Origin of the sequence: Actinoalloteichus hoggarensis (genome assembly GCF_002234535.1) — a bacterium.
Taxonomy (GTDB): domain Bacteria; phylum Actinomycetota; class Actinomycetes; order Mycobacteriales; family Pseudonocardiaceae; genus Actinoalloteichus_A; species Actinoalloteichus_A hoggarensis.
Window position 1 is genome coordinate 1,586,426 of the sequence record NZ_CP022521.1, and the last position, 21,634, is coordinate 1,608,059.

The following is a 21,634-nucleotide window of genomic DNA, read 5'->3' on the forward strand; positions in this document are numbered from 1 at the left end:
GACGAGCCGACGAGGAGTGGAGGACGTCGTGGCCGGGATCTCTGCCGTGACCCGGGGCCGCATCGTGTTCGGGGGCGACTACAACCCCGAGCAGTGGCCTTCGGAGGTGTGGCGCGAGGACGTCGAGCTGATGCGCAGGGCCGGAGTCTCCCTCGTGACGGTGGGTGTCTTCTCCTGGTCCAGGCTGGAGCCGACGCCGGGCGCGCGGGACTTCGGCTGGCTCGACGAGGTGTTGGACCTGTTGCATGCCGGCGGGATCGCGGTGGACCTGGCGACGCCGACCGCGAGCCCGCCGCCCTGGCTCGGCCGTCGACATCCGGAGACGCTGCCCGTGGACGCCGACGGCCGCCGACTGGTCTACGGCTCCCGCAATCACTTCTGCCCGTCCTCGCCGGTCTATCGCCGACATGCGTTGTCACTGGTCGCGGACCTCGCCCAGCGCTACGGCGACCATCCGGCCCTGGCCATGTGGCATGTGGACAACGAGCTCTGCGAGGTCTGCCACTGCGACGTCAGCGCAGCACATTTCCGGCACTGGCTGCGCAGTCGCTATGACGATGACCTGGACGCACTCAACGAGGCCTGGCACACGGTGTTCTGGAGCCAGCGCTACTCGGACTGGGCGGAGATCCTGCCGCCGAGGCGAGCACCGTATCTGGTCAATCCCGGCCAGCGCCTGGACTTCCGTCGCTTCTGCTCCGCCGCGCTGCTGGAGTGCTTCCAGGCGCAGCGGGACGTGTTGCGCGCCGCGACGCCGGACATCCCGATCACGACGAACTTCCTCGGTCTCGACGCCCCGCTGGACTACCGGGCGCTGGCCGAGCGGGAGGACGTCGTCTCTCACGACTGGTATCCGGACCCGACCGATCCGGCCGCGCATGAGCTCGCGGGGCTGAGCTTCGACGTGATGCGGTCCCTGGCGGGCGGGCCGTGGATGGTGATGGAGGGCGCGACCAGCGCGGTCAACTGGCGGCGGCGCAACGGTGTCAAGGCGCCGGGACGGATGCGGGCCGAGTCGCTGCACGCGGTGGCCAGAGGCGCCGATGCCGTGTGCTTCTTCCAATGGCGGGCCTCCCGCGCCGGGGCGGAGAAGTACCACTCGGCGATGGTGCCGCACGCCGGGCCTGACACCAGGATCTTCCGCGAGGTGTGTGAGCTGGGCGTCGACCTGACCCGGCTCGCCGAGGTCGTCGGCGCCGATGTCGAAAGCCAGGCGGCCCTGGTGCTGGACTGGGAAAGCTGGTGGGCGGTGGGACTGGACGCCCATCCGACGGCCGACGTCGACGTCCTCGGCAGGCTGCGGGCCTGGCATGCGGCATTGGCCCGGCTCGGCGTGACGGCGGACGTGGTGGCCTCGGACGCCGACTTCTCGGGCCGCCGTCTGGTGATCGTGCCCAATCTCTATCTCGTCACCGATGACGCGGCGGCGAACCTGACGTCCTTCGTACGGCGCGGCGGCACGCTGGTGCTCGGCTGCTTCTCCGGGATCGTCGACGAGCACGACCACATCCGCCTCGGCGGCTATCCCGCGCCGTTCCGCGAGCTGCTGGGCCTGCGCATCGAGGAGTTCGACCCGTTGGACGACGGGGAGTCGGTGCGCTGCTCGTCGGCGCTGCTCGGTGACTTCGAGGCCCGGGACTGGCTGGACGACCTGCGCGTCGAGGGCGCCGAGGTGGTCGCCGAGGTCGCCGAGGGTCGACGGAAGGGCCGACCGGTGGTGCTGCGGCACGGCTTCGGCGCGGGCACGGCCTGGTACGTCGCGACGGAACCGGAGCCCGCCGCGGTGGGCGCGTTGGCACGGCAGGTGTGCGCGGGCGCGGGGGTGACCGGAGTCCTGACCGGCCTGCCCGCCGGGGTGACGGCGACCCGCCGGGGCCGGGTGCTGTTCGTGATCAACCATGGACCCGATCCGGCCTCCGTGGAGCTGCCTGCGGCGGGCGTCGACCTGTTGCGCGGCGGGCGGCAGGCGGGGCGGACGGAGTTGCCCGGCTTCGGGGTGCTGGCGTTGGTGGCGGAGTAGAGGCGGACGTCGACCCGCCCGCCGAAGACGTCACGACCCGGATGCATCACCTGATGCGGCACGTGCGGCTGATCTTCGGTGCTCTGGACTTCGTGGTCACACCTGCCGATGAACGGGTGTTCCTCGAGATCAAGCCCACTGGCCGGTGGGCTGGTCGCACACCGCCCTCGGCCTTCCGACCCGGTCGGCTTCGGCCGACGCCCTCACCGTGGGAGACCCGCCGTGAGGACCGCCGCCCCTCGTCGACGCCCTGAGCCCGCGTCGGCGACCGCAGTGCTGGTCAGTCGGGGGAAGACTGTTTTCTCCACGATGGATCGCCGCCTTCGATGCCGTTCCTCGCCATGAATTCGTGCGGCGGTTCAGCCTGGCCGAGCGGTCGAACATCCGCTACGACCTCGACGCCGATCCCGAGGGAGCCGCCCTGCGGCTCGTCCACTCCGACGTCTCGTCGGTGATCCGGCATGACGGCGGTGGGGCACCGATCACCTCCAGCGTCGTGCCCTCGTCGACATCCTTGATGCTCGGAGCCCTCGATGCCCATCCCGGTCTCCGGGTGCTGAAGATCGGCGCAGGCACCGGATACAACGCGGCCCTGCTCAGCCACGCGCTGGGCGAGAGCGCGGTTCCACGATCGACGCCCCCGATCTCGTCGCAGCGGCCCGACAGGCGCTGGACACGGCGGGTCTTCACCCGAGGGTGCTCTGTGGGGACGGGTCGGCAGGCGCACCGGATCACCCGCCTTCGACCGGCCCATCACCGCCTGCGGACTGAATCGTGTCCCCCCGGTCTGGCTCGATCAGGTTCGGCCGGGTGGCCTGATCCTCGCCGATCTCGGTCTCGGTCTGGCGTTGCTCCGCGTCGACGGTCGGTGCGGCGCCACCGGCCGAGTCCTGGACCACGCGGCCTTCATGCACCTTCGTCCCGCCGTCGATCACATCGCGCCGACCAGTCGCGATCTCCTCACCACGGCTACGCGCGGCCGATTCGACCACCTCGGTAGGCTCGACCGCTTCGCCTCCGACGTCGACGAAGCCCCTGTCGACTTCCTCGTGTCGATCGCGCTTCCCGACGTGGTGAAGATCGTCCTCCATCGCGAGGACGGCGATCACCACCTCTTCGGACATGCCCTCCGGTTCCTGGGCCCGCGTCACCGCCCGCTCCGACGGCCGGACCGCCGATGTCATCGAGCACGGGCCGCGCGCCCCGTGGACCGGGCATCTCGAACTCGTCGACCGATGGAATCGCCACGGCCGCCCCGAGATCACCCGGCTCGGCCTCACCGTCACCCCCGCGGCGCACTGCTGTGGGTCGACGATCCCACCGGGGCGCGGCTTCGTCTGGCCGACCGATCAGGGGTGACGAGCGGCTGGGCACCGGGTGCGGCTCGGGTGACGGGGCGGGGGCGCGGTTGTCGACCGGGGCCGGTGATCACGACCCGCTTCCGCGCTCCCGCGCCGCCGTCTCGCGAGGAAGCTGGCTGGCGTAGATGGTCGCCTGGACCGGCGTCGCCACGCCCTGTTCCCTGCCGTGTCGAACCACCGCGCCGTTCTGGTCGGCCAGTTCCGAGGGCAGGCCCGCCGCGAGGTCGCGCTGCATGGACGCCGTGGTCTCCGGGGAGAACACGTGCAGGTAGGTGTGCAGGACGTCGTCGAGATCGGTGTCCGTCAGCGCCACGCCGAGGCTGTCCGCCACGGCGAAGGCCTCGCGTATCGCCGTCGTCACCAGTTCGCGGGTCTCCGGCACGGCACGGGTCTCGCCTACGGTGACGCCGCTGATCGCGCCGACGCCGCCGTAGGAGGAGATCAGGGCCAGCTTCTTCCACAGTGCCCGTCGGATGTCCCCCGTCCAGTCCGCCGTGATCCCCGCCTGGGCGAGGGCGGCGATGGTCTTCCGCGCGGGCTCGTCTGCCTCGCCGCCTGCGAGGTAGCCGAGGGTCATGGTCGCGTCCGAGCCGACATACTCGACGGTGGAGGCGTCCAGTCGTCGGGCGATGACCACGCAGGTGCCCGCGATGACGTTGTCCTCGCCGACGTGGGCTCCGGCGTGCGCGGGCGAGTCGACGCCGTTCTGCGTCGTGATCAGCCGGCCTCCCGAGGCCAGCACGGGCGCGGTCTCACGGGCCGCTTCCTCGACCTGCCAGGCCTTGACGGCCAGGATCACCGCGTCGAAGCTCTCCTCGGATTCGAGGTGGTCGACGACCCGCACGGCGGGCGCCACGGCGACGTCCGATCCGTGGCGGATCGTGATCGGCGTGCGCCGGACGGCGGCGACGGTGGCGGTGCGGCCCTTGAGAGTGACCGAGACGCCCGCGAGGGACAGACGCGCCGCGAAGTACAGACCGATTCCGCCCGCCCCGTACACCAGTACCCGCACCGCGACACCTCAGATCTCTCTGGACAGGCGCCTCGCCTGTCCGCGAACCGGACTTCTGGCCGACACCGACGCCGCGCCGTCGAACCGACCGGTGGACTCGTCGGCTGGTGCACCACGTCGTGCACCACGTCGTGCACCCCGACGCCCCGGACTCCCGGTGCGTCGAGCAGCGCGCCAGGTGCCTGGATTCGACGGCGCCGAGCGCACCCGGGGAAGCGCCCGGCGCGGGCCGACAGCCTGGGCGGCGTGCCCCCACCGGCGAATCCGGAGACGCCGCCGATGATCTACCGTCGCACGGTCAACTCGACGGGTAAAGCCCCGCGATCTCCTCCATGGCGCCCCATGCCGCGTCGGCGGGGTCGCCCGCCATGATCAGCTCCAGTGCGTCGAGCATGACGTGCCAGCCTGCCGCGAAGTCGGCGGCGGGTTCGCGGAGCACCTCGCTGTGGACGACGGTGAGCACGCTGCCCTCGCCCGCGTCGCCTGCCGTCACCGTCCAGCGCACCGTCGACTCCGGCACGCCGGCCCAGACCCAGGTGTGAGTGAGGCGGCCGTCGGCGCCGGGCGGGACGGCCTCCAGGACCGTGCCGGTGGCGGTGCCCTCCTCGCCGAAGTCGAAGCGCACCTCGCCGCCGACGGTCGCGTCGATCCGGCTGCCGGGCAGCCAGCGGGCCAGCCGGCCCGGGTCGGCGATCCACTCCCAGACCAGGGCGGGGGTGTAGGGGAGTCGTCGTTCGAGGTGGACGCGGAAGCGGCCGTCCTCCGTGACGCCGAGCGTGCCGCGCCGGGAGGCGTGTCGAGTGGTCATGTGTCGGTCTCTCCAGAGGGTCGGTGTGCTGCTTCCATGGCTTCCTCCAACGAGTCGAGCGCCCGCGCCCAACGTTCTCGCTGTGCGTCCAACCAGTTCTCGACCTCCTCGAACGCGGTCGGGTCGAGCGAGTAGACCCGTTGCCTCCCGTGGACGGTGACGGCGAGCACGCCGGTCTCGGTCAGCACCCGGAGGTGCTGGGAGACGGCGGGTCTGCTGATCGTGAAGTGCGTGGCGATCTCGCCCGCGTTGCGGGCCCGGTCGGCGACGAGTTCGACGATCCGCCGCCGATGGGGCTCGCCGAGTGCCTCGAATCGATCCACGGGGAGATATGTAAGCCAAAACTTACGCATCTGGCAAGTCGGATCGGGTCGGCCCGTGCCCGTGTGCTGCCGACCCCGTTCCACGCAGCCTCGAAGGCCGCCGGGCCCCGACGCCTGCCCGCCGAGGTCGGATGCGGAGCAGTGTCACCGGAGGGTGGCGGATCGGCGCGACGACACGGGAGGACGTCGTCCGCCGCGTGAGATCGATGACGAGGTGAGCAGGCAGCGGGTGCAGGGGCGACCGTGCCCGGCGGGAGCTGTTCGAGTGCGTCGCCGAGGTGGAAGACCGCGCCGCACCGGGCGGTCATGGTGACGGCGGTCAGGCCCGCGGCGTCGACCAGATGGACGCCCACGGTGCCGACTCGGCGGACGCACAGCCGTTGCCGGGGGTCCACCGAGGCGCGTCGGGCTCCTCCCAGACGATCGCCTGTCAGTCCGCGCAGCCGACGACTCCGCAGGCACCCCGGGCAAGATCTCCTCCGTGCGTGTTCTGACGCCCGGCCCGTCAGCCCGTACCCCGCCGCCCGATGGTCGGCCCCGCCGCACTGCCCGGCCCACCCCCGCACGCTCACCCGGACGGATGATCTCACCCTCTACACTCCCCTCCGTGATCAACCGTCGGGAAGTGAGGGACTTCTGGCGAACGGTTGACGTCTCGATCCGAGACCTCCCAGCCGCACTGCTCATCCTCAGCTGCTCCTTCGTGCCCGCGTTCCACCACCACGGAACGCAGCTCGGCGGCATGCCCGATCGCCCGTTCGACGCGCCGGCCGTCGTGGCGATCGCCTTGCAGTGTCTGCCGCTGGCCGTCCGACGACGGTGGCCCGCCTGGTGCCTCGGCCTGGCCTCGGCGGGTTTCGCCGTCGACCAGCTCGGCGGTTATCACACGCTCGGCGGCACCGCGTTCGCCATCGCGGTGCTCAGCGCGGGCGCCCACCTGGAACACCGCCGGCGCCTGGCCGCGCTGCTGTTCTCGGCGGCGTACGTGCCGTTGGCGATCGTGCTCTCCCAGCTCGGCACGGGTGAGACCGTGGTCGGCTTCGTGACGTTCTACCTGGCGGTCGCCTTCGTCTGGGGCATCGGGGCGTGGCTGCGCTCGATGCGTGCCATGGAGGCCGAACGCCGCCGCCTCGTCGCCGAGGAGACCCGTAACGCCGAACGCGCCCGGCTCGCCCGCGAACTCCACGACGTCGTGACCCACCATGTCACCGCGATGGTCGTGCAGGCCGAGGCGGCGCGATATCTGACGGCCGCGCCGGACCGGCTCGACGAGACGCTGACCACCGTCACCGATACCGGCCGCCGGGCCATCACCGAGCTGCGCCACCTGCTCGACGTGCTCAACCCGGATCACGGGTCGTCGGCCGAGACACCGGCCGTCGGGCGCGTTCGCGCGCTCGTGGAGCAGACCCGGCGCGCGGGGCAGCCGGTGGAGTTCAGCGAACAGGGCACGCCACCCGTCTCGGCAGGCGGCGCCGACCTGGTGGCCTACCGGGTCGTGCAGGAAGCCCTGACCAACGCCCTCAAACACGACCATGGCAGCCGCATCTCCGTCGGGCTGCGTCACGGAGAAGGGGAGATCACGGTGGAGGTCGGCACGGACGGTTCCGGCGGTAGCGCCGCGAATCCCGGTGGCAGCGGACGAGGCTTGGCAGGTCTCCGCGACCGGGTCGACGCCCTCGGCGGCGACTTCAGCGCGGAACCCCAGTCCGACGGCGGCTTCCGGGTGCTGGCCCGCATCCCGTTCGAGCGTGCGACGTGACGACGCCGATCCGGGTGCTGGTCTGCGACGACCAGGCGCTGATCCGCACCGGGCTCGTGACGATCATCGACGCCCAGCCCGACCTGGAGATCGTCGGCGAGTGCGACAACGGCCAGGACGGCGTCGCACTCGCGCGGCGACTGCGGCCCGACGTCGTCGTGATGGACGTGCGCATGCCGGTGCTCGACGGCATCCAGGCCACCCGCCTGCTGGCCGGGGCGGGGGTCGCCCGGCCGGTCAAGGTGCTCGTGGTGACGACGTTCAACCTCGACGAGTACGTCTACGAGGCGTTGCGTTGCGGGGCGAGCGGCTTCCTGCTCAAGGACGCGCCGCCCGCCCAACTGCTGCACGGCATCCGCACCGTGGCGACGGGCGCGGCGCTGCTGGACCCGGAGGTGACGCGGCAGCTCGTCGGCCGCTACGCCGCGCGCATCCGACCGCTCGACGGCACCTCGCCCGACATTCCCTTGACGCCTCGCGAACAGGAGGTCCTGCGGCTGATCGCCGACGGTCTCTCCAACGGCGAGGTCGCGGCCAGGCTGGTGATCAGCCAGGAGACCGTCAAGACCTTCGTCTCCCGCATTCTCGCCAAACTCGGCCTTCGAGATCGTGTCCAGGCGGTCGTGTACGCCTACCGGCACGGCATGGTCGCCTGACACACGGCACCGGCGCCCGGCACCGGGTTCGCACACGTCGGGCGGATCTCCGGCCGCAGTCGTCGTGCGCCGCTCGGCCGTCGCGTGCCCGACTCCCACGGCAGGCCGGCATGGAAGCGGTCTGCCGGGCAGGCGGCCCCCTGCGGGCCGGGCGACGGCGGCATCCGACCGACCGCGCGCGGCACCCGGCTCCGGCGCCTCCGGCACGACGACGGGGACGGCGGCGCCGAGTCGAGCCCGGCGCCGCCGTCCGCATCCCCCGTCCGGTGCGGATCTCCGCTCTCGTGCGGATTCTCCGTGTGCTTCTCAGCGCTGCGCGGCGGCGTCGACCACTCGCAGGATCGACTCGACGGCGACCTCGGGCTCGTCGAGATAGATCTCGTGCCCGCTGTTCTCGGCCGTGATCAGCGTGCTGTCGCTGGAGACGGCGAGCCACTTCTCCTGCCCCTCGGCCCAGGCCTGCTCCATGGCCGCCCCGTACTCGGGCACCTCCGCCAGGTATGGAACCCCGTGCTGGACGACCTCCACCGGGATGTCCCCGGCGGACCGGACGTCGGCGTCGGGGAACGCGAGCATCTCCGGGTTCTCGCCGTCGATGACGGCCAAGGTCTGTTCGCGGAGATCGGCGGCCGGTCCGGTGGCCGACTCGGGGACGTCCCTGGCGAGGTCGGCCGCCTGGCTCGGCGAGGTGGCGTCCATCAGGACGAGTCCGGCGACCCGATCCTGATGATCGGGCGCGTACCTGGCGGCGAGCAGCCCGCCCAGCGAATGTCCGGCCAGCACGACGGGCGTGTCACCCGCGACCTCGTCGAGCACGGCGGTCAGGACGGCGCCGCTGCTCTCGATGGTCTGCGGTTCGGTCGGTGCGTCGCTGGCGCCCGCGCCGAGCCGATCATAGGAGCAGACCCGCTCCGTCTCGGCGACGCTCGCCTGCAGGTCGGCCATCGTGTCCAGTGAGTGTCCGCCGCCGTGGAGCAGGACGACGACCGGCCTGCCGTCGGCCTCGCCGCCCGAGCACGACACGGTCACCGCGCTGCCGTCGACGTCGATCTGCCGCACGTCGCCCGTTCCCTCGGTCTGCGTCGAGGTCTCCGAGGGCGCCGAGGCCTCGGTGCTCGGCGCCGCGTCCTCGGACGTGGCGTCTCCGCAACCGGCCAGTCCCACCCCCGCCACGGCGAACAACGCGATCAGAGCGGACGCCCTGCCAGTGCGGATCATCGAAAGCCACTCCCGAGAAAGAAGAATCGTCGGCGAACAAGGCGAGCCACGCGGTCCTCCGGTGAAGTCCGCCCACCGCCGGTGCTGATGGGAGGAACGGTACGGACGACGGGCGCGGAAATCGTCACCGTCGGGTGGACACCTGCGGGTAGCTCTCTCGGGGGACACCGCCGGCGGGCGCCATCGTCGCTCGGCGGCTAGAGCGGCGCCAACGTCCTGCTGAGCCTGCGGACGTCGCCGATCGTGCGCGGGTCGGTGCTGCTGCGCAAGGGGGTGACCGGGCGGGATTCGGGGCCGATGAGCAGGCCGGTCCGACCGGCGAGCGACGCATCGGTGGCGGCGAAGATCGGCGAACGGGCGGCCGACGACGCGGGCCGGGAGGTGGACCGCCGGAAGACGCGATCGACCACGGGCCACACCAGGCGTAAGGCCGGGGAGACGATGCGGGGTGAGCGCATCGTGCCGTCGGTCATGTCGGTGGCCGCGCCGCCGGGGTCGGCGGCGAACACCGCGATTCCGGTGTCGCCGAGCCGCTCGGCCAGCTCCCAGGTGTAGGCGAGGTTGGCGAGCTTCCCCCGGCCGTACCAGTGAAAGCCGTAATACCGGCCCGGCGGCTCGGCGGCGTCGAAGACGGCTTTCGCGGCCCGCACCGCGCCGGAGCTGATGTTCACGATCCGACTGGATTCCGCCGCGCTCAACGATTCCAGCAGCAGCTCGGTGAGCAGATACGAGGAGAGGTGATTGAGGACGAAGCTCTTCTCGATGCCGTCGACGGTCCGGCCGTGTTCCGCGAACATCCCGCCGATGTTGTTGACCAGCAGCGTCAGCGGCCCCTCGGCCGCGAGCCGGTCGGCGAGCGACCGTACGTCGTCGAGTGAGGAGAGGTCGGCCGCCACGAACATGGGCGCGGCTTCGGTGGCGACCGCGCCGATCCGGTCCAGCGCGCGGGCGCCGCGCTCGGCGTCGCGGCCGACCACGGTGACGGCGAGACCGGTCCTCGCCAACCCGACCGCGGTCTCCAGGCCGATTCCTCCGGTGCCCGCCGTCACCACTGCCCGTCTGGTCATGGGGGCCGTCCTCTCGCCGCATGCTTATCCGGATGTTCATCCGGTTTCGGCCGTCGACGGTAGCACGATCGGATGACTATCCGCTTCTGGTGCGGGCGGCGGGCGGCGGGCGGCCGCCGAACGCCGAGGGCGGTGGGCCGAGCCGAGCGTGGCGGCCGGATCGGCGCGGCGGGCGGAGCGGAACGATGTGGTCCGCCCGCGGCGGCGCCAGACCCCGCTGGGAACGCCGGAGTCCGCGTCAGCCCGCGGGCCGCAGACCGACGACGAGGACGTCGAGATAGAGCTGGGCACGACGAGCATCGCCGTCACCCGCCCGGACGGCGTGTTCGACGCCGCACAGCAGCCTGCGCAGGTCGTCCGCCCCGACGTCGGCCCGGACAGCGCCCGCACGGCAGGCGCGCTCGAGGAGCCCCGCGACCACCTCGTCCAGCTCCGCCTTCATCGCCGAGGTCCGGACCTCGGCGTCATCGGCGGACTTCAAGACGGCGGCCAGCCGAGGATCCGCCAGGAGGCAGGCCAGGGTGGAGCGCAACAGCCGATGCAGGCCCGCCACGGCATCCGGTTCGCCCGCGGCGGCCCGCGCCTCGGCGACCAGCTCGTCGAACCGCTCCGCCGAGAGGGCCTCCATCAACGCGTGCCGATCCGGGAAATGGCGGTAGACGGTGCCCACACCCACGCCCGCGAGCCGGGCGATGGTGTTCAACTGGAGGGAGTCGTCCCCGGCGGCGAGCTGCTCTCGAGCGATCCGCAGCACCCGAGCGCGATTGCGCGCGGCATCCGCCCGTAGGACGGGTCCTCGGTCGGCACGCGGGGGCACCGAGTCAGCATAACCACGACCCTGCGAGGCGAAGCGCCACAGCCTGCGGGCGGTGCGCCGGGGAGCCGGACGTGGCAGGCAGCCGAACGGAAGGGCCGCCCGGCCACGTCATACCACCGGACGCACGCCCCGGCTCAGCCGCCCACGTATGCCGCGAGGTGCTCCCCGGTGAGGGTCGAACGGCTCGCGACGAGGTCGGCGGGCGTGCCCTCGAAGACGATCCGGCCGCCGTCGTGACCCGCGCCGGGACCGAGGTCGATGATCCAGTCGGCGTGCGCCATGACCGCCTGATGATGCTCGATGACGATGACCGACTTGCCGGAGTCGACGAGCCGGTCCAGCAGGGCGAGCAGCTGTTCGACGTCGGCGAGGTGCAGGCCGGTGGTCGGCTCGTCCAAGACGTAGACGCCGCCCTTCTCCGTCAGCCGGGTGGCCAGCTTGAGTCGCTGCCGCTCGCCGCCGGACAGCGTGGTGAGCGGCTGACCGAGCCGCAGGTAGCCGAGTCCGACGTCGACCAGCCGGGTCAGGACACGATGCGCGGCGGGGACGGCCGCCTCGCCGGAACCGAAGAACCGCTCGGCCTCGGTGACCGGCATCGCGAGGACCTCGCTGATGTCCCGCCCGCCGAGGTGATACTCCAGCACCGAGGCCTGGAACCGCTTCCCGCCGCACTCCTCGCAGGTGGTGGCGACGCCCGCCATGATGCCCAGATCCAGGTAGATCACGCCCGCGCCGTTGCAGTTCGGGCAGGCGCCCTCGGAGTTCGCGCTGAACAATGCCGGTGTGACGCCGTTGGCCTTGGCGAACGCCTTGCGGATCGGGTCGAGCAGGCTCGTGTAGGTCGCGGGATTGCTGCGCCGAGAGCCCTTGATCGGGCTCTGGTCGATCGACACCACCTCGGCTCCGGCCGGCCCGGCATGGCGGGGCAGCGAGCCGTGTACCAGCGAGCTCTTGCCGGAGCCCGCGACACCCGTGAGGACCACCAGCGTGCCCAGGGGGATGTCCACGTCGACGTCACGCAGGTTGTTCGTCGACGCGCCCCGCACCTCCAGGACTCCGGTCGGCGTCCGCACCGACGTCTTCAGCGCCGCCCGGTCGTCGAGATGACGGCCGGTGACGGTGCCGCTTGCCCGCAGCCCTTCGACCGAGCCCTCGAAGCAGATCGTGCCGCCTGCCGTGCCCGCGCCCGGCCCGAGGTCGACGACGTGATCGGCGATGGCGATCGTCTCCGGCTTGTGCTCCACGACGAGCACCGTGTTGCCCTTGTCGCGCAGCCGGAGCAGCAGTCCGTTCATCCGCTGGATGTCATGCGGATGCAGGCCGATGGTGGGTTCGTCGAACACGTAGGTGACGTCGGTCAGCGACGAGCCGAGGTGTCGGATCATCTTCACCCGCTGCGACTCGCCGCCCGACAGCGTGCCCGCAGGGCGGTCGAGGGAGAGATAGCCGAGGCCGATCTCCACGAACGAGTCGAGCGTGTCCCGCAGCGTCTCCACCAACGGAGCCACCGAGGGCTCGTCGAGGTCGCGGACCCAGGCCGCCAGGTCGTCGATCTGCATCGCGCACAGCTCGGCGATGTCGACGCCCTTGATCTTCGACGACCGGGCGGTGGCGGTGAGCCGAGTGCCGTCGCACTCCGGGCATGTGGTGAAGGTGACCGCACGCTCCACGAACGCCCTGATGTGCGGCTGCATCGCCTCCTTGTCCTTCGACAGGAAGGACTTCTGGATCTTGGAGATCAGGCCTTCGAAGGTGAGGTTCGTGCCCTCGACCTTCACCTTGGTCGGCTCGCGGTAGAGGAAGTCGTCCAGTTCCCGCTTCGTGTACTCGCGGATCGGCTTGTTCGGGTCGAGCAGGCCCGACTCGGCGTAGGTCCGCACCGTCCACCAGCTGTCCGACTTCCAGCCGGGGATGGTGAACGCGCCCTCGGCGATCGACTTGGAGTCGTCGTAGAGCTGGGTGAGATCGATGTCGGACACCGTGCCCCGGCCCTCGCAGCGCGGACACATCCCGCCCAGCACGGCGAAGTCTCGACGCTCCTTCACGGTTCGTCCGCCCCGCTCGAAGGACACCGCTCCCGCGCCGCTGATCGAGGCCACGTTGAAGGAGAAGGCCTGCGGCGAGCCGATGTGCGGCCGTCCGATCCTGCTGAACAGGATGCGCAGCATCGCGCCCGTGTCGGTGGCCGTGCCGACCGTCGAGCGAGGATCGGCGCCCATGCGCTGCTGATCCACGATGATCGCGGTCGTCAGGCCCTCGAGGACGTCGACGTCCGGGCGGGCCAGCGTCGGCATGAAGCCCTGCACGAAGGCGCTGTAGGTCTCGTTGATCATGCGCTGCGACTCGGCGGCGATCGTGTTGAACACCAGCGAGCTCTTGCCGGAGCCGGACACCCCGGTGAACACCGTGAGCCTGCGCTTGGGGATCTCCACGCTGACGTCGGCGAGGTTGTTCTCGCGCGCGCCGTGCACCCGGATCAGTTCGTGGGTGTCGGCGACGTGTGGTGCGGTGGATCGCGCAGCCGTCTTCTCGGCTGGACTCATCGGGTCTCCTTCTCCATGTCTGCCGATCAGACCGGGTGGTGCCCGGCCGTGCTCGTCGGCTCCTCAGCGCAGCTGTTGAATGCGAATCAGATTGCCCGCGGGGTCGCGGACGGCACAGTCTCGGACGCCGTAGGGCTGCTCGGTCGGCTCTTGGACGATGTCGGCGTCGTGCGCCTGGAGCCGCGCGAAGGTCGTGTCGAGATCGTCCGTGCCCAGCAGGACACCCGCGTAGGTGCCCTTGGCCATCATCTCGGTGATCATGCGGCGTTCCTGATCGGTCACGGCCGGATCGGCCGCGGGCGGTGTCAGCACGATGGCTGTGTCGGGCTGCCCGGCGGGACCGACCGTCAGCCAGCGCATGCCCTCGTAACCGACGTCGTCGCGCAGCTCGAAGCCGAGAAGATCGCGGTAGAAGCCCAGCGCGGCCTCCGCGTCGTCATGCGGGAGGAAACTGGAGTGAATCGTGACGTTCATGGTGGTCAGGCTAGGTGTGGCTTGATGAGCGTGCTTCTCGATTCCTGATCGGCCGTGTCACCTGCCGCACCACGCAGGTCGGCATCCCCGCCGTCTCGCGTGCCGCGCGGAGCCGATAGGCGCCGGGCGACACGCCGACCAGTTCGGTGAACCGCGTGCTGAAGGTGCCGAGCGACTGGCAGCCGACCTCGAAGCAGACCTCGGTGACGCTGCGGTCGCCGCGTCGCAGCAGTGCCATGGCGCGCTCGATGCGTCGGGTCATGAGGTAGCCGTAGGGCGATTCCCCGTAGGCGAGCCGGAACTGCCTGCTGAGGTGACCCGCCGACATGTGCGCGCCCCTGGCGAGCGCCTCGACGTCCAGTGGGCGGGCGTACTCCCGGTCGATCCGGTCGCGGACACGGCGCAGTCGCACGAGGTCGGTCAGCCGTCGGTCGTCGGCTGGTTCGCTGGTCACGCGCGGGATGGTACGTCGCCGGACCGTCAGATCCGGGGGCTGCGGCCCCGGCGGGCGCCGTGAGCAGGGCCGTGGTCGGTCCGAGTCCGTCCGCGAGTCCGGAGCGACGGCGGCGTTCGGGCACGCAGGCTCGGGCGCAGGGAGTCCGAGCGCACGAAGTTCAAGCGCACGGAGTCCAAGCACGCGGAGTCCGGGTGCGCTACGTCGGGTGCGACGCCGAGCGGCGGAGCTCGGCGACGTGCCCGGGTCCGCGCGATTTGCTCACCTGTGCTAACTTCAGCTCATGCAAGCAAGAGTTGGTTCGACTGAGCTGACGGTGACCGAGCGCGCCAGACGGGCGCAGATCGTGTCCGCCGCGATCGAGGCCATCGCGGAGCTGGGCTGCTCGAAGGCGACCTATCGCCAGATCGCGGCGCGGGCGGGGCTGAGCAGCACCGGGCTGATCTCGTACCACTTCGCCGACCGCGCGGAACTGCTCACCGAGGTCGTCCGCGACGTGCTCGGCCGCTTCGGCGCCTTCGTCGTGGCGCGTCTCGACGAGCACGAGACCGCCGCCGCGCAACTGCGGGCGTTCCTCACCGCGCAGATCGACTTCTCTGCGGGCAACCGCGCCGCGATGCGTGCCCTGCGACGCATCCAGGCCGACGCCGACATCACCGACTCGCCCAACCAGGCCTTCGCCGAACTGGTCGAGTCCGACCACAAGGGCCTCGCCGAACTGCTGCGCCAGGGCATCCGGCGAGGCGAGTTCCGCGAGTTCGATCCCGACGCGATGGCGGTGTTCGTCCTCGCCCTGCGCGACGGGGTGCTCTCCCGGCTACGCGACCACGAACCCGACGAACTCGACGTTATTCGACAGGAGTTGACGACCATGATCGACCTCGCCACTCGGGGGAATCCCTGATGCGCCCGCGAGTGAACCGATGGGCCGCGGTGGCGGCGGGCGCCGTCCTGCTCGCAGGCTGCGGGACACAGACCATCGACGTCGGCCAGGAGGCCCCGATGAGCGACGACCTCGTCACCACCGACAGCGGGTCGGTCCGCGGCGTGGTCGCCGACGACCACCGGTCGTTCTTCGGCATCCCGTATGCCGCGGCGCCGACCGGAGTGGGTCGCTGGGCCCCGCCGCGCCCCGCCCCCGCCTGGTCCGACGTGCGCGACGCCACCACTCCCGGCTCGCCGTGTCCGCAGGTCGGCGCGTCCTACGCCGACACGGGCAGCACCGATGAGGACTGCCTCTTCGTCAACGTGACCACGCCCCTGGGCGACGGGGAGCCCCGGCCCGTCATGGTCTGGCTGCACGGCGACGGCGCCGTGGGCTCCGGCGACCTGTTCGACGGCACCCGGCTCGCCGTGGACGGCGACGTGGTGGTCGTGACGCTGAACTACCGGCTCGGCCTCTTCGGCGGCTTCGGGCTGCCCGGCCTCGCGGACTCGGGCACCTTCGGGCTCCAAGACCAGCGGGCCGCCCTCGAATGGGTACGGCGCAACGCGGCGGCCTTCGGCGGCGACCCCGACAACGTCACCCTGTTCGGCGTCTCCTACGGGGCCACCGCCACCAGCGCCCACCTGGCCTCCCCCGCCTCCCGCGGCCTGTTCCACCGGGCGATCCTCCAGAGCGGATTCCCGCTGATGGACGCGCCCGCAGGCGCCGTCTTCCCCGGCGTGCCCGCCCTGCCCTGGTTCGGCTGGACGAGTTCGGCGGAGACCGAGGCGGTCGGCGCGATGCTGGCAGGCGAACTGGGCTGCGCCGATCCGGAGACCGCGCTGGAGTGTCTGCGGGCGCTGCCGGTCGAGACTCTGCTCGACTACCCGCAGGTGATGAACATGTTCCAGCAGATGGCCTACGGCAACGACGTGCTCCCCGGTGTGCCGGCCGACCTGCTGTCCGCGGGCGAGTTCGCGGACGTGCCGGTGCTCTCCGGCGCGACCCGCGACGAACACCGCACCTTCGTGGGCACGTTCCGCGACCTGATCGGGCAGCCGGTGACGGCGCAGGAATATCCGGAACTGCTCGCGGAGGCCTTCGGCGACGACGCGGCCCGGGTGGCGGCAGAGTATCCGCTGTCCGACTACGACTCGCCGAGCCTCGCCTTCGCGGCGGTGATGACCGATCGCATGTGGGCGCTGTCGACGTATCGGCACAACGGCATGTTCGCCGCCGAGGTCCCGACCTACGCCTACGAGTTCGCCGACGCCGACGCCCCGAGCGAGATCCCCTTCCCGGAGGACTTCCCCTCCGGCGCCTTCCACAGCGCCGAGACGAGCTACCTGTTCCGCACCGAGGAGTTCGCCGAACAGCTCACCCCGCCGCAGCGCATGCTGTCCGATCAGATGATCGCCTACTGGACGAACTTCGCCAGGACGGGCGACCCCAACGGAGCGGACCTGCCCGAGTGGGCGCCGTTCAACGAGACCGACGACGTCCTCTCGCTGGCCCCCGGTGACGGGGGAATCGCACCGGTCGACTACGTCGCGACACACCGGCTCGACTTCTGGCAGGACATCGCCTGAGCCCCGGCTCCCGGGCCGTCGATTCCTCGGGCCTGCCGGACCTGCCGGGTTGCGGGGCTGCCCGGCGGTTCGGGAGGTTCACGGGGAGATGACGCGGGCGGCGCCCTCGGGCTGTCGCCCGCGTCGTCGTCCGCCCGGTCGGGCGCCTACGGTCTGGAGGCCATGGACGAGTTCAGCGCGCTGCGCGCGCGGCAGGCGGCCTTCGTCGAGGCACGGGGCTGGCAGGAGTTCCACACTCCGAAGAACCTCGCGCTGGCGTTGACCGGCGAGGTCGGGGAACTGGTCTCGGAGATCCAATGGCTCGATCCGGCGGACATCCCGACCGCGCTGGCCGAGGGACCGCTGCGCGATCGGCTCGCCGACGAGGCTGCCGACGTGCTGCTCTACCTGCTGCGCTTCGCCGACTCCTGCGGCATCGACCTCCTCGACGCCGCGAACGCCAAGATCGACCGCAACGAACGGCGATTCCCCGCCGAACTGCAACGCGGCACGATCGTCCGGGTGGAACCGGCGTCGACGACGGCGGTGTGCGGGGAGCCGACGGACTGAGACGGACGGCGGACCAGCGGTCCGGTGTCGGGAGGCGTCGCTGCTCTCACCGACACCGGGCGCCGTCCGGCTCGGACAGCGGGATCATTCCCACCCGACGGTGGTGAGCGGCGTCTTTCGCGCCCGTCGCGAGTTCCGCGCCTCGAGTCTGCTCCGACGTGGGGGGAGCGGGGGCGGCGCCGGTCTAGCGGCCGAATCTGCGCCGCACGGCAATCGTCGCCACGGCGCCGACGCCGATCACGGCCGCGCCGACCAGCAGCGATCGCGCCGAACGCGGCTGCCGCCGTCCGTCGACGGCGGGCTGTTCAGCCGGTGAGGACCGGCCCTCCTCCGCCGCCGTCGCCCGCCCGATGCCTGCGGCCTCGGCGCCCGCCGTGTCGGTCTCGGGGTCCTCGGCAGCCCTCGGCTCCGCTGATGCCTCGGGCGTCTCCGCCGTTGCCTGCGTCCTGGACGTCTCCGCCGCCGGGACGGCGGCTTCGACATCGGCCTCGTGTGCCTCGCCGGTCGCGGTCACACCGTCCTGGTCGACTTTCCGCGCCTCCGGACGGCTCGCCGCCGTCGGCTCCTCGAACTTCGCTCTCTCGGCCTCTACGGCTTCCACGGCCTCCACGGCCTCTACGGCCTCCACGGCCTCCACGGCCTCCACGGCCTCTACGGCCTCTACGGCCTCCACGGCGGGATCCGGCCTGCCTGCCTCGGTGAACCACGCCGAGAGGGCGGGACCGCTCGCCGCATCCCCGGCCGGCTCCACCCCGGGCGAACCAGGAGCCGTCTCCGCGGCGGAGTCCACGTCCTGTTCGCTCGATGCGGCCGCACCCGGCCCGGCGGCCGAATCGGCGGCCCGGCTCTCCGAGGCGGTGCCCTCCTCTGAGGCGGCAGGGACCTCCGACGCCGTAGGGACCTCCACGACGTCCGCGACGATCACCGTCACGTTGTCCGGCCCGCCGCCCGCCAGCGCCGCCTCGATGAGTCGGTCGGCGCAGGTCTCGTGGTCCCCGACGCGCAGTTCGACGGTCAGTGCCGCGTGATTCAGCACATCGGTGAGTCCGTCGGAGCACAGCAGATAACGGTCGCCCGGTCGGACGTCGCGCAGCTCGGTGGTGGTCTCCACGACCTCGTCGCCGGTGAGCGCCCGCAGCACGAGCGAGCGCTTGGGGTGGACCTCGGCCTCGGCGATGGTGATACGTCCGGCGTCGACGAGGGACTGGACGAAGGTGTCGTCATGGGTGATCTGGACGAGTTCGTCGTCCCGCAGCAGGTACGCGCGCGAGTCGCCGACGTTGAGCAGGCCCACCTTGTCATCGGCGAAGAGCAGGGCGGTGAGCGTGGTCCCCATCCCGGCGAGTTCGGGCTCCTCCTCGACGGTGGAGGCGATGGCGGTGTTGCCGTCGACGGCAGCGTCGTGCAGCACGGCGAGCAGGTTCTCGGCGGGATCGGCGTCGTCGAGCGGGGTCACCGAGGCGATGACGACCCGGCTCGCGATCTCGCCGCCCACATGGCCGCCCATGCCGTCGGCCACCGCGAGCAGCCGAGGGCCCGCGTACACGGAGTCCTCGTTGTTCGAGCGGACCAGCCCCCGGTCACTGCGGGCCGTGTAACGCAGAGCGAGGGTCATGGGGCAGCTCCTTCACCCGTCCTGCCTCTTGGGGAGACGTACGGTCAGTTTGCGGAAGAGGGTCGTCACCACCGCCGACCACAGCAGGTTAACGCAGAGCGGAGACGGTTCCCTCGCTCAGTGCCGCGGCGCGGCTCCGGTGTCGACACCGGAGCCGCTCGTCGCCCCGAGCGAGGGAACGGCCTCCTCCCGTGTCGCCCCCTGGTCGACACGGGAGACGGCACCCGTCGCCTGACCCCTCGCGCAGGCGTCGGGTGCCGAGTTCAGTGCGCGCCGATCCGGCGGCGCGCCGCCTCGGCGGCTTTCGCATATCGGTTGTTCGCAGGCGGTCCGCGACGGGCAGCCGAAACGACGGCGGCGAACAATGCGACCATGTTCGACGTGCCGAGCGTGGATATCGGATATTCCCCGGCGAACAGTGGGGTCGGAAATGCGCAGAGCGGTACCGAGATCTTGATCATGAAGTCGGTCGGCGCCGCCAACCCGTGCGCGGCCGGTCTCTCCAGCGAAGACGCCGCTGCGGGGAACCACACATTAGGCGTGCCCGGCCACGCGCCGAACATCTCATTTCCGGATGACGATCCGACGGTTGCGGTATTCCCGAAGCCGACATTTCCTCGACCGGGGACCGGGTTTCCGCCGATTCGTCGATCGTCGGTCCGACGCCGGCGGCGGCGGCGGTGATGTCGCCGCCGGAATGGATCGGCACCGCGTGGTCGGGCACGGTGACCGGGACCGTCACCGGCGGCCCGGCCGCGGCCTTCGGCGCGTGAACAGGCAAGGTCGCAGGCCGAGGGCACGGACCAGGCTGAGGTCGCTTCATCGGGGGTGGTCTCTCCCTGTGGTTCGAGCAGCGGTGTGGTCCGGGCAGCGCGGGGGCGTGACCAAGGACGACGTGGTCCGGTGAAGCCCGGCGGTGCTCCGGTCTGGAGTAGGACGGCGGGGCGACGGGCCCGGCGGGTCGACGGCGTCCGACGAAGAATGGGCCGCGTCCGCTGCCGTCGTCATTCGAACGGTTCGAACAGTTCGAATGATTCGAACAAGGTCGCCTCGGTGGACGGGCTGGTGCGATCGAGGCTGGATTTCGTCCTTTCTGGTCCGAACGACCTCGGCAGTGTGGTATTCCGGCCCGATTAGCGGACCGGGCTCGCGGCCGGCGGGTACCGAACCCGGTAGGGGGAGCGGGACAGATGTTACACAGCGCATCGCTTCGCATTCGCCGGATGGTCGATCTGATCTGGAGAAAATTTTGTGCGTAGTCGAGATCAGTTCCCTCTACTACGATTCGTTGGTCGTCGGCGGCACGGCTTGGAGGACGGGAAGGAAGCATGTCCACGAACAGTCCACTCAGAATCTCCTCGGCGAGCGGCAGGAGTCGACTCCTGCAGTCGCCGCTTCCGCTGCTCGACACCACGATGGACCAGCTCCGCACGCTGCTCGCCGTCCGGGAGGCGGGCACGGCGCTCGGCGCCGCCAGGACGCTCGGTCGCGAGCAGTCCAGCGTGCAGAAGCAGCTCGACACCCTCAACCGCAACTTCAGCACCCTGTGTGGCGAGCCGCTGGTGCTCAAGCAGGGGCGCGGCAAGGACGTGCTGTTCACCGACACCGGCGAGGCTCTGGTGGAGCTGGCCCGGCGAACGCTCGGCGGCTGGCTCGACGAGATTCACGAGTGCAGACGCAGGCTCGGCGGAACCCTGACGGTGGCCACCACTCGTTTCACCCTGCGCTACCTCGCCGACGCGGGGCAGTACGTCTCGGCGGAGTTCGACCGACGTGGCGTCGAGCTCAAGGTCGTGCACGTCCGCTCCGGTGATCTGTTCGGCAGACTCAGGGCGAAGCAGGTCGACCTGGTATGCGGCAGCGTGGTGACCAGGACCGACGATATCGACGAGCTGGCCGACTACGACGTCATGGAATGGCGACGCAGCGGGTTGTCGTTGGTGACCAATCTGCCGTCCGCCGTGCTGCCGGGGCCGACACTGCGGACGAGCGAACTGCCCACCCTGCCCCTGGTGGCACCGGTCAGCGGGTTGATCACGGACTTCCTGCACGGCTGGTTCGGCCCGGACTACCGGGCGACGCTGGACATCTCGGCCGAGATCGACACCGTGCACTACGGATTCGAGCTGCTGCGTTCGGAGCTGAGCCGAGGTGCGATGCTGGTCACCAGGGGGATCGGTGAGGCTGCGGAGCAGGGCAGGCTGCCGGAGGGTCGTGGGCTGCGGACGATCGGGCTGATCGACGACATCGCACCGGGACTGCAGGTCTTGGCGGGGCTGTTCGCCCGTCGGGGTGAGCGTGCGGCGCACCCGGAGGATCACCCGCTGAACCTGTTGTGGGGCGCGTTCGCGCAGCAGGACGCCCGGTGGAAGAAGTCCCGCGCCGTCGGGGTGGAGGAGCAGGACGGCTGAGTGCTCCGCTCGGTTCTCGGCGCGGGCGGC

The 21,634-nt window shown here is 71.0% G+C and carries 21 protein-coding genes and 1 pseudogene; 9 read left to right on the top strand and 13 right to left on the bottom strand.

Annotated elements, in window-relative coordinates:
* Positions 1-28: 28 nt before the first annotated feature.
* Complete coding sequence (locus AHOG_RS07100; RefSeq protein ID WP_093944242.1) at positions 29-2,020, top strand: beta-galactosidase; 1,992 nt, start codon at positions 29-31, stop codon at positions 2,018-2,020.
* Between the two features lie 280 nt (positions 2,021-2,300).
* On the opposite strand, the gene AHOG_RS29825 is transcribed toward AHOG_RS07100, so the two are convergent.
* Positions 2,301-2,456 carry a hypothetical protein gene (locus AHOG_RS29825; protein ID WP_245856610.1) on the bottom strand — a complete coding sequence of 52 codons (156 nt, stop codon included), beginning with the start codon at positions 2,454-2,456 and terminating at the stop codon, positions 2,301-2,303.
* 60 nt (positions 2,457-2,516) lie between these two features.
* On the opposite strand from AHOG_RS29825, the pseudogene AHOG_RS30450 reads away from it, so the two are divergent.
* Positions 2,517-2,630, top strand: a pseudogene (locus AHOG_RS30450) (protein-L-isoaspartate(D-aspartate) O-methyltransferase); the annotation flags it as partial.
* A 121-nt stretch (positions 2,631-2,751) separates the two neighbouring features.
* On the opposite strand, the gene AHOG_RS29830 reads toward AHOG_RS30450, so the two are convergent.
* A complete protein-coding gene (locus AHOG_RS29830) occupies positions 2,752-3,144 on the bottom strand; it encodes a hypothetical protein (protein WP_157736695.1) in 393 nt (130 codons plus the stop codon).
* Here AHOG_RS29830 and AHOG_RS07120 point away from each other — a divergent pair.
* Positions 3,143-3,379, top strand: coding sequence for a hypothetical protein (locus AHOG_RS07120; protein ID WP_093940635.1), 237 nt, complete (start codon positions 3,143-3,145; stop codon positions 3,377-3,379). The genes AHOG_RS29830 and AHOG_RS07120 overlap by 2 nt on opposite strands.
* A gap of 69 nt (positions 3,380-3,448) precedes the next feature.
* Here AHOG_RS07120 and AHOG_RS07125 read toward each other — a convergent pair whose 3' ends face one another.
* The 3 genes from AHOG_RS07125 to AHOG_RS07135 form a co-directional block, all read right to left on the bottom strand.
* Positions 3,449-4,393, bottom strand: coding sequence for a ketopantoate reductase family protein (locus AHOG_RS07125; protein ID WP_093940636.1), 945 nt, complete (start codon positions 4,391-4,393; stop codon positions 3,449-3,451).
* Between the two features lie 298 nt (positions 4,394-4,691).
* The gene (locus tag AHOG_RS07130) at positions 4,692-5,201 is read right to left on the bottom strand and encodes an SRPBCC domain-containing protein (RefSeq protein ID WP_093940637.1); all 510 of its coding nucleotides are present in this window, start codon (positions 5,199-5,201) and stop codon (positions 4,692-4,694) included.
* Positions 5,198-5,554 (bottom strand): ArsR/SmtB family transcription factor, encoded by a 357-nt coding sequence (locus tag AHOG_RS07135; RefSeq protein WP_211290548.1) that lies wholly within the window; start codon positions 5,552-5,554, stop codon positions 5,198-5,200. Before AHOG_RS07135 ends, AHOG_RS07130 begins: the two co-directional genes overlap by 4 nt.
* 577 nt (positions 5,555-6,131) lie before the next feature.
* On the opposite strand from AHOG_RS07135, the gene AHOG_RS07140 reads away from it, so the two are divergent.
* Positions 6,132-7,286: a sensor histidine kinase gene (locus tag AHOG_RS07140; protein WP_245856611.1), complete on the top strand. Its 1,155-nt coding sequence runs from the start codon at positions 6,132-6,134 to the stop codon at positions 7,284-7,286.
* Positions 7,283-7,942, top strand: a complete 660-nt coding sequence (locus tag AHOG_RS07145) for a response regulator (RefSeq protein ID WP_093940640.1) — start codon at positions 7,283-7,285, stop codon at positions 7,940-7,942. Before AHOG_RS07140 ends, AHOG_RS07145 begins: the two co-directional genes overlap by 4 nt.
* Positions 7,943-8,248: 306 nt before the next feature.
* On the opposite strand, the gene AHOG_RS07150 is transcribed toward AHOG_RS07145, so the two are convergent.
* The 6 genes from AHOG_RS07150 to AHOG_RS07175 all read right to left on the bottom strand — a co-directional run bounded on the left by AHOG_RS07150 (position 8,249) and on the right by AHOG_RS07175 (position 14,515).
* Positions 8,249-9,160 carry an alpha/beta fold hydrolase gene (locus tag AHOG_RS07150; RefSeq protein WP_093940641.1) on the bottom strand — a complete coding sequence of 304 codons (912 nt, stop codon included), beginning with the start codon at positions 9,158-9,160 and terminating at the stop codon, positions 8,249-8,251.
* A gap of 197 nt (positions 9,161-9,357) precedes the next feature.
* Positions 9,358-10,227 carry an SDR family NAD(P)-dependent oxidoreductase gene (locus tag AHOG_RS07155; protein WP_093940642.1) on the bottom strand — a complete coding sequence of 290 codons (870 nt, stop codon included), beginning with the start codon at positions 10,225-10,227 and terminating at the stop codon, positions 9,358-9,360.
* Positions 10,228-10,465: 238 nt separating this feature from the next.
* Positions 10,466-11,044, bottom strand: a complete 579-nt coding sequence (locus AHOG_RS07160) for a TetR/AcrR family transcriptional regulator (protein ID WP_211290549.1) — start codon at positions 11,042-11,044, stop codon at positions 10,466-10,468.
* Positions 11,045-11,178: 134 nt separating this feature from the next.
* A complete protein-coding gene (locus AHOG_RS07165) occupies positions 11,179-13,587 on the bottom strand; it encodes an ATP-binding cassette domain-containing protein (RefSeq protein WP_093940644.1) in 2,409 nt (802 codons plus the stop codon).
* A gap of 63 nt (positions 13,588-13,650) precedes the next feature.
* On the bottom strand, positions 13,651-14,061 hold the full coding sequence (locus AHOG_RS07170; RefSeq protein WP_093940645.1) for a VOC family protein: 411 nt from the start codon (positions 14,059-14,061) through the stop codon (positions 13,651-13,653).
* Between the two features lie 10 nt (positions 14,062-14,071).
* Complete coding sequence (locus AHOG_RS07175) at positions 14,072-14,515, bottom strand: helix-turn-helix transcriptional regulator (RefSeq protein ID WP_093940646.1); 444 nt, start codon at positions 14,513-14,515, stop codon at positions 14,072-14,074.
* Between the two features lie 283 nt (positions 14,516-14,798).
* On the opposite strand from AHOG_RS07175, the gene AHOG_RS07180 reads away from it, so the two are divergent.
* The 3 genes from AHOG_RS07180 (at position 14,799) to AHOG_RS07190 (ending at position 17,578) form a co-directional block, all read left to right on the top strand.
* A complete protein-coding gene (locus AHOG_RS07180) occupies positions 14,799-15,419 on the top strand; it encodes a TetR/AcrR family transcriptional regulator (RefSeq protein ID WP_093940647.1) in 621 nt (206 codons plus the stop codon).
* Positions 15,419-17,029, top strand: a complete 1,611-nt coding sequence (locus AHOG_RS07185; RefSeq protein ID WP_311770138.1) for a carboxylesterase/lipase family protein — start codon at positions 15,419-15,421, stop codon at positions 17,027-17,029. The genes AHOG_RS07180 and AHOG_RS07185 overlap by 1 nt, the downstream gene beginning before the upstream one ends.
* 162 nt (positions 17,030-17,191) lie before the next feature.
* On the top strand, positions 17,192-17,578 hold the full coding sequence (locus AHOG_RS07190; protein WP_093940648.1) for a nucleotide pyrophosphohydrolase: 387 nt from the start codon (positions 17,192-17,194) through the stop codon (positions 17,576-17,578).
* A gap of 184 nt (positions 17,579-17,762) precedes the next feature.
* On the opposite strand, the gene AHOG_RS29285 is transcribed toward AHOG_RS07190, so the two are convergent.
* Positions 17,763-19,193 (bottom strand): protein phosphatase 2C domain-containing protein, encoded by a 1,431-nt coding sequence (locus AHOG_RS29285; protein WP_093940649.1) that lies wholly within the window; start codon positions 19,191-19,193, stop codon positions 17,763-17,765.
* A gap of 263 nt (positions 19,194-19,456) precedes the next feature.
* Entirely contained in the window at positions 19,457-19,756 is a 300-nt protein-coding gene (locus AHOG_RS28380) for a hypothetical protein (RefSeq protein WP_157736696.1), read from the bottom strand.
* Positions 19,757-20,521: 765 nt separating this feature from the next.
* Here AHOG_RS28380 and AHOG_RS07200 point away from each other — a divergent pair.
* Complete coding sequence (locus AHOG_RS07200; RefSeq protein ID WP_093940650.1) at positions 20,522-21,604, top strand: LysR family transcriptional regulator; 1,083 nt, start codon at positions 20,522-20,524, stop codon at positions 21,602-21,604.
* Positions 21,605-21,634: the final 30 nt, after the last annotated feature.

Coding starts and splice junctions, on each gene's coding strand:
- AHOG_RS07120 (WP_093940635.1), top strand. CDS start 3,143: ATGCCCTCCGGTTCCTGGGCCCGCGTCACCGCCCGCTCCGACGGCCGG.
- AHOG_RS28380 (WP_157736696.1), bottom strand. CDS start 19,756: ATGTTCGGCGCGTGGCCGGGCACGCCTAATGTGTGGTTCCCCGCAGCG.
- AHOG_RS07165 (WP_093940644.1), bottom strand. CDS start 13,587: ATGAGTCCAGCCGAGAAGACGGCTGCGCGATCCACCGCACCACACGTC.
- AHOG_RS29830 (WP_157736695.1), bottom strand. CDS start 3,144: ATGTCCGAAGAGGTGGTGATCGCCGTCCTCGCGATGGAGGACGATCTT.
- AHOG_RS07130 (WP_093940637.1), bottom strand. CDS start 5,201: ATGACCACTCGACACGCCTCCCGGCGCGGCACGCTCGGCGTCACGGAG.
- AHOG_RS07185 (WP_311770138.1), top strand. CDS start 15,419: ATGCGCCCGCGAGTGAACCGATGGGCCGCGGTGGCGGCGGGCGCCGTC.
- AHOG_RS29285 (WP_093940649.1), bottom strand. CDS start 19,193: ATGACCCTCGCTCTGCGTTACACGGCCCGCAGTGACCGGGGGCTGGTC.
- AHOG_RS07155 (WP_093940642.1), bottom strand. CDS start 10,227: ATGACCAGACGGGCAGTGGTGACGGCGGGCACCGGAGGAATCGGCCTG.
- AHOG_RS07190 (WP_093940648.1), top strand. CDS start 17,192: ATGGACGAGTTCAGCGCGCTGCGCGCGCGGCAGGCGGCCTTCGTCGAG.
- AHOG_RS07170 (WP_093940645.1), bottom strand. CDS start 14,061: ATGAACGTCACGATTCACTCCAGTTTCCTCCCGCATGACGACGCGGAG.
- AHOG_RS07200 (WP_093940650.1), top strand. CDS start 20,522: ATGTCCACGAACAGTCCACTCAGAATCTCCTCGGCGAGCGGCAGGAGT.
- AHOG_RS07180 (WP_093940647.1), top strand. CDS start 14,799: ATGCAAGCAAGAGTTGGTTCGACTGAGCTGACGGTGACCGAGCGCGCC.
- AHOG_RS07150 (WP_093940641.1), bottom strand. CDS start 9,160: ATGATCCGCACTGGCAGGGCGTCCGCTCTGATCGCGTTGTTCGCCGTG.
- AHOG_RS07135 (WP_211290548.1), bottom strand. CDS start 5,554: ATGCGTAAGTTTTGGCTTACATATCTCCCCGTGGATCGATTCGAGGCA.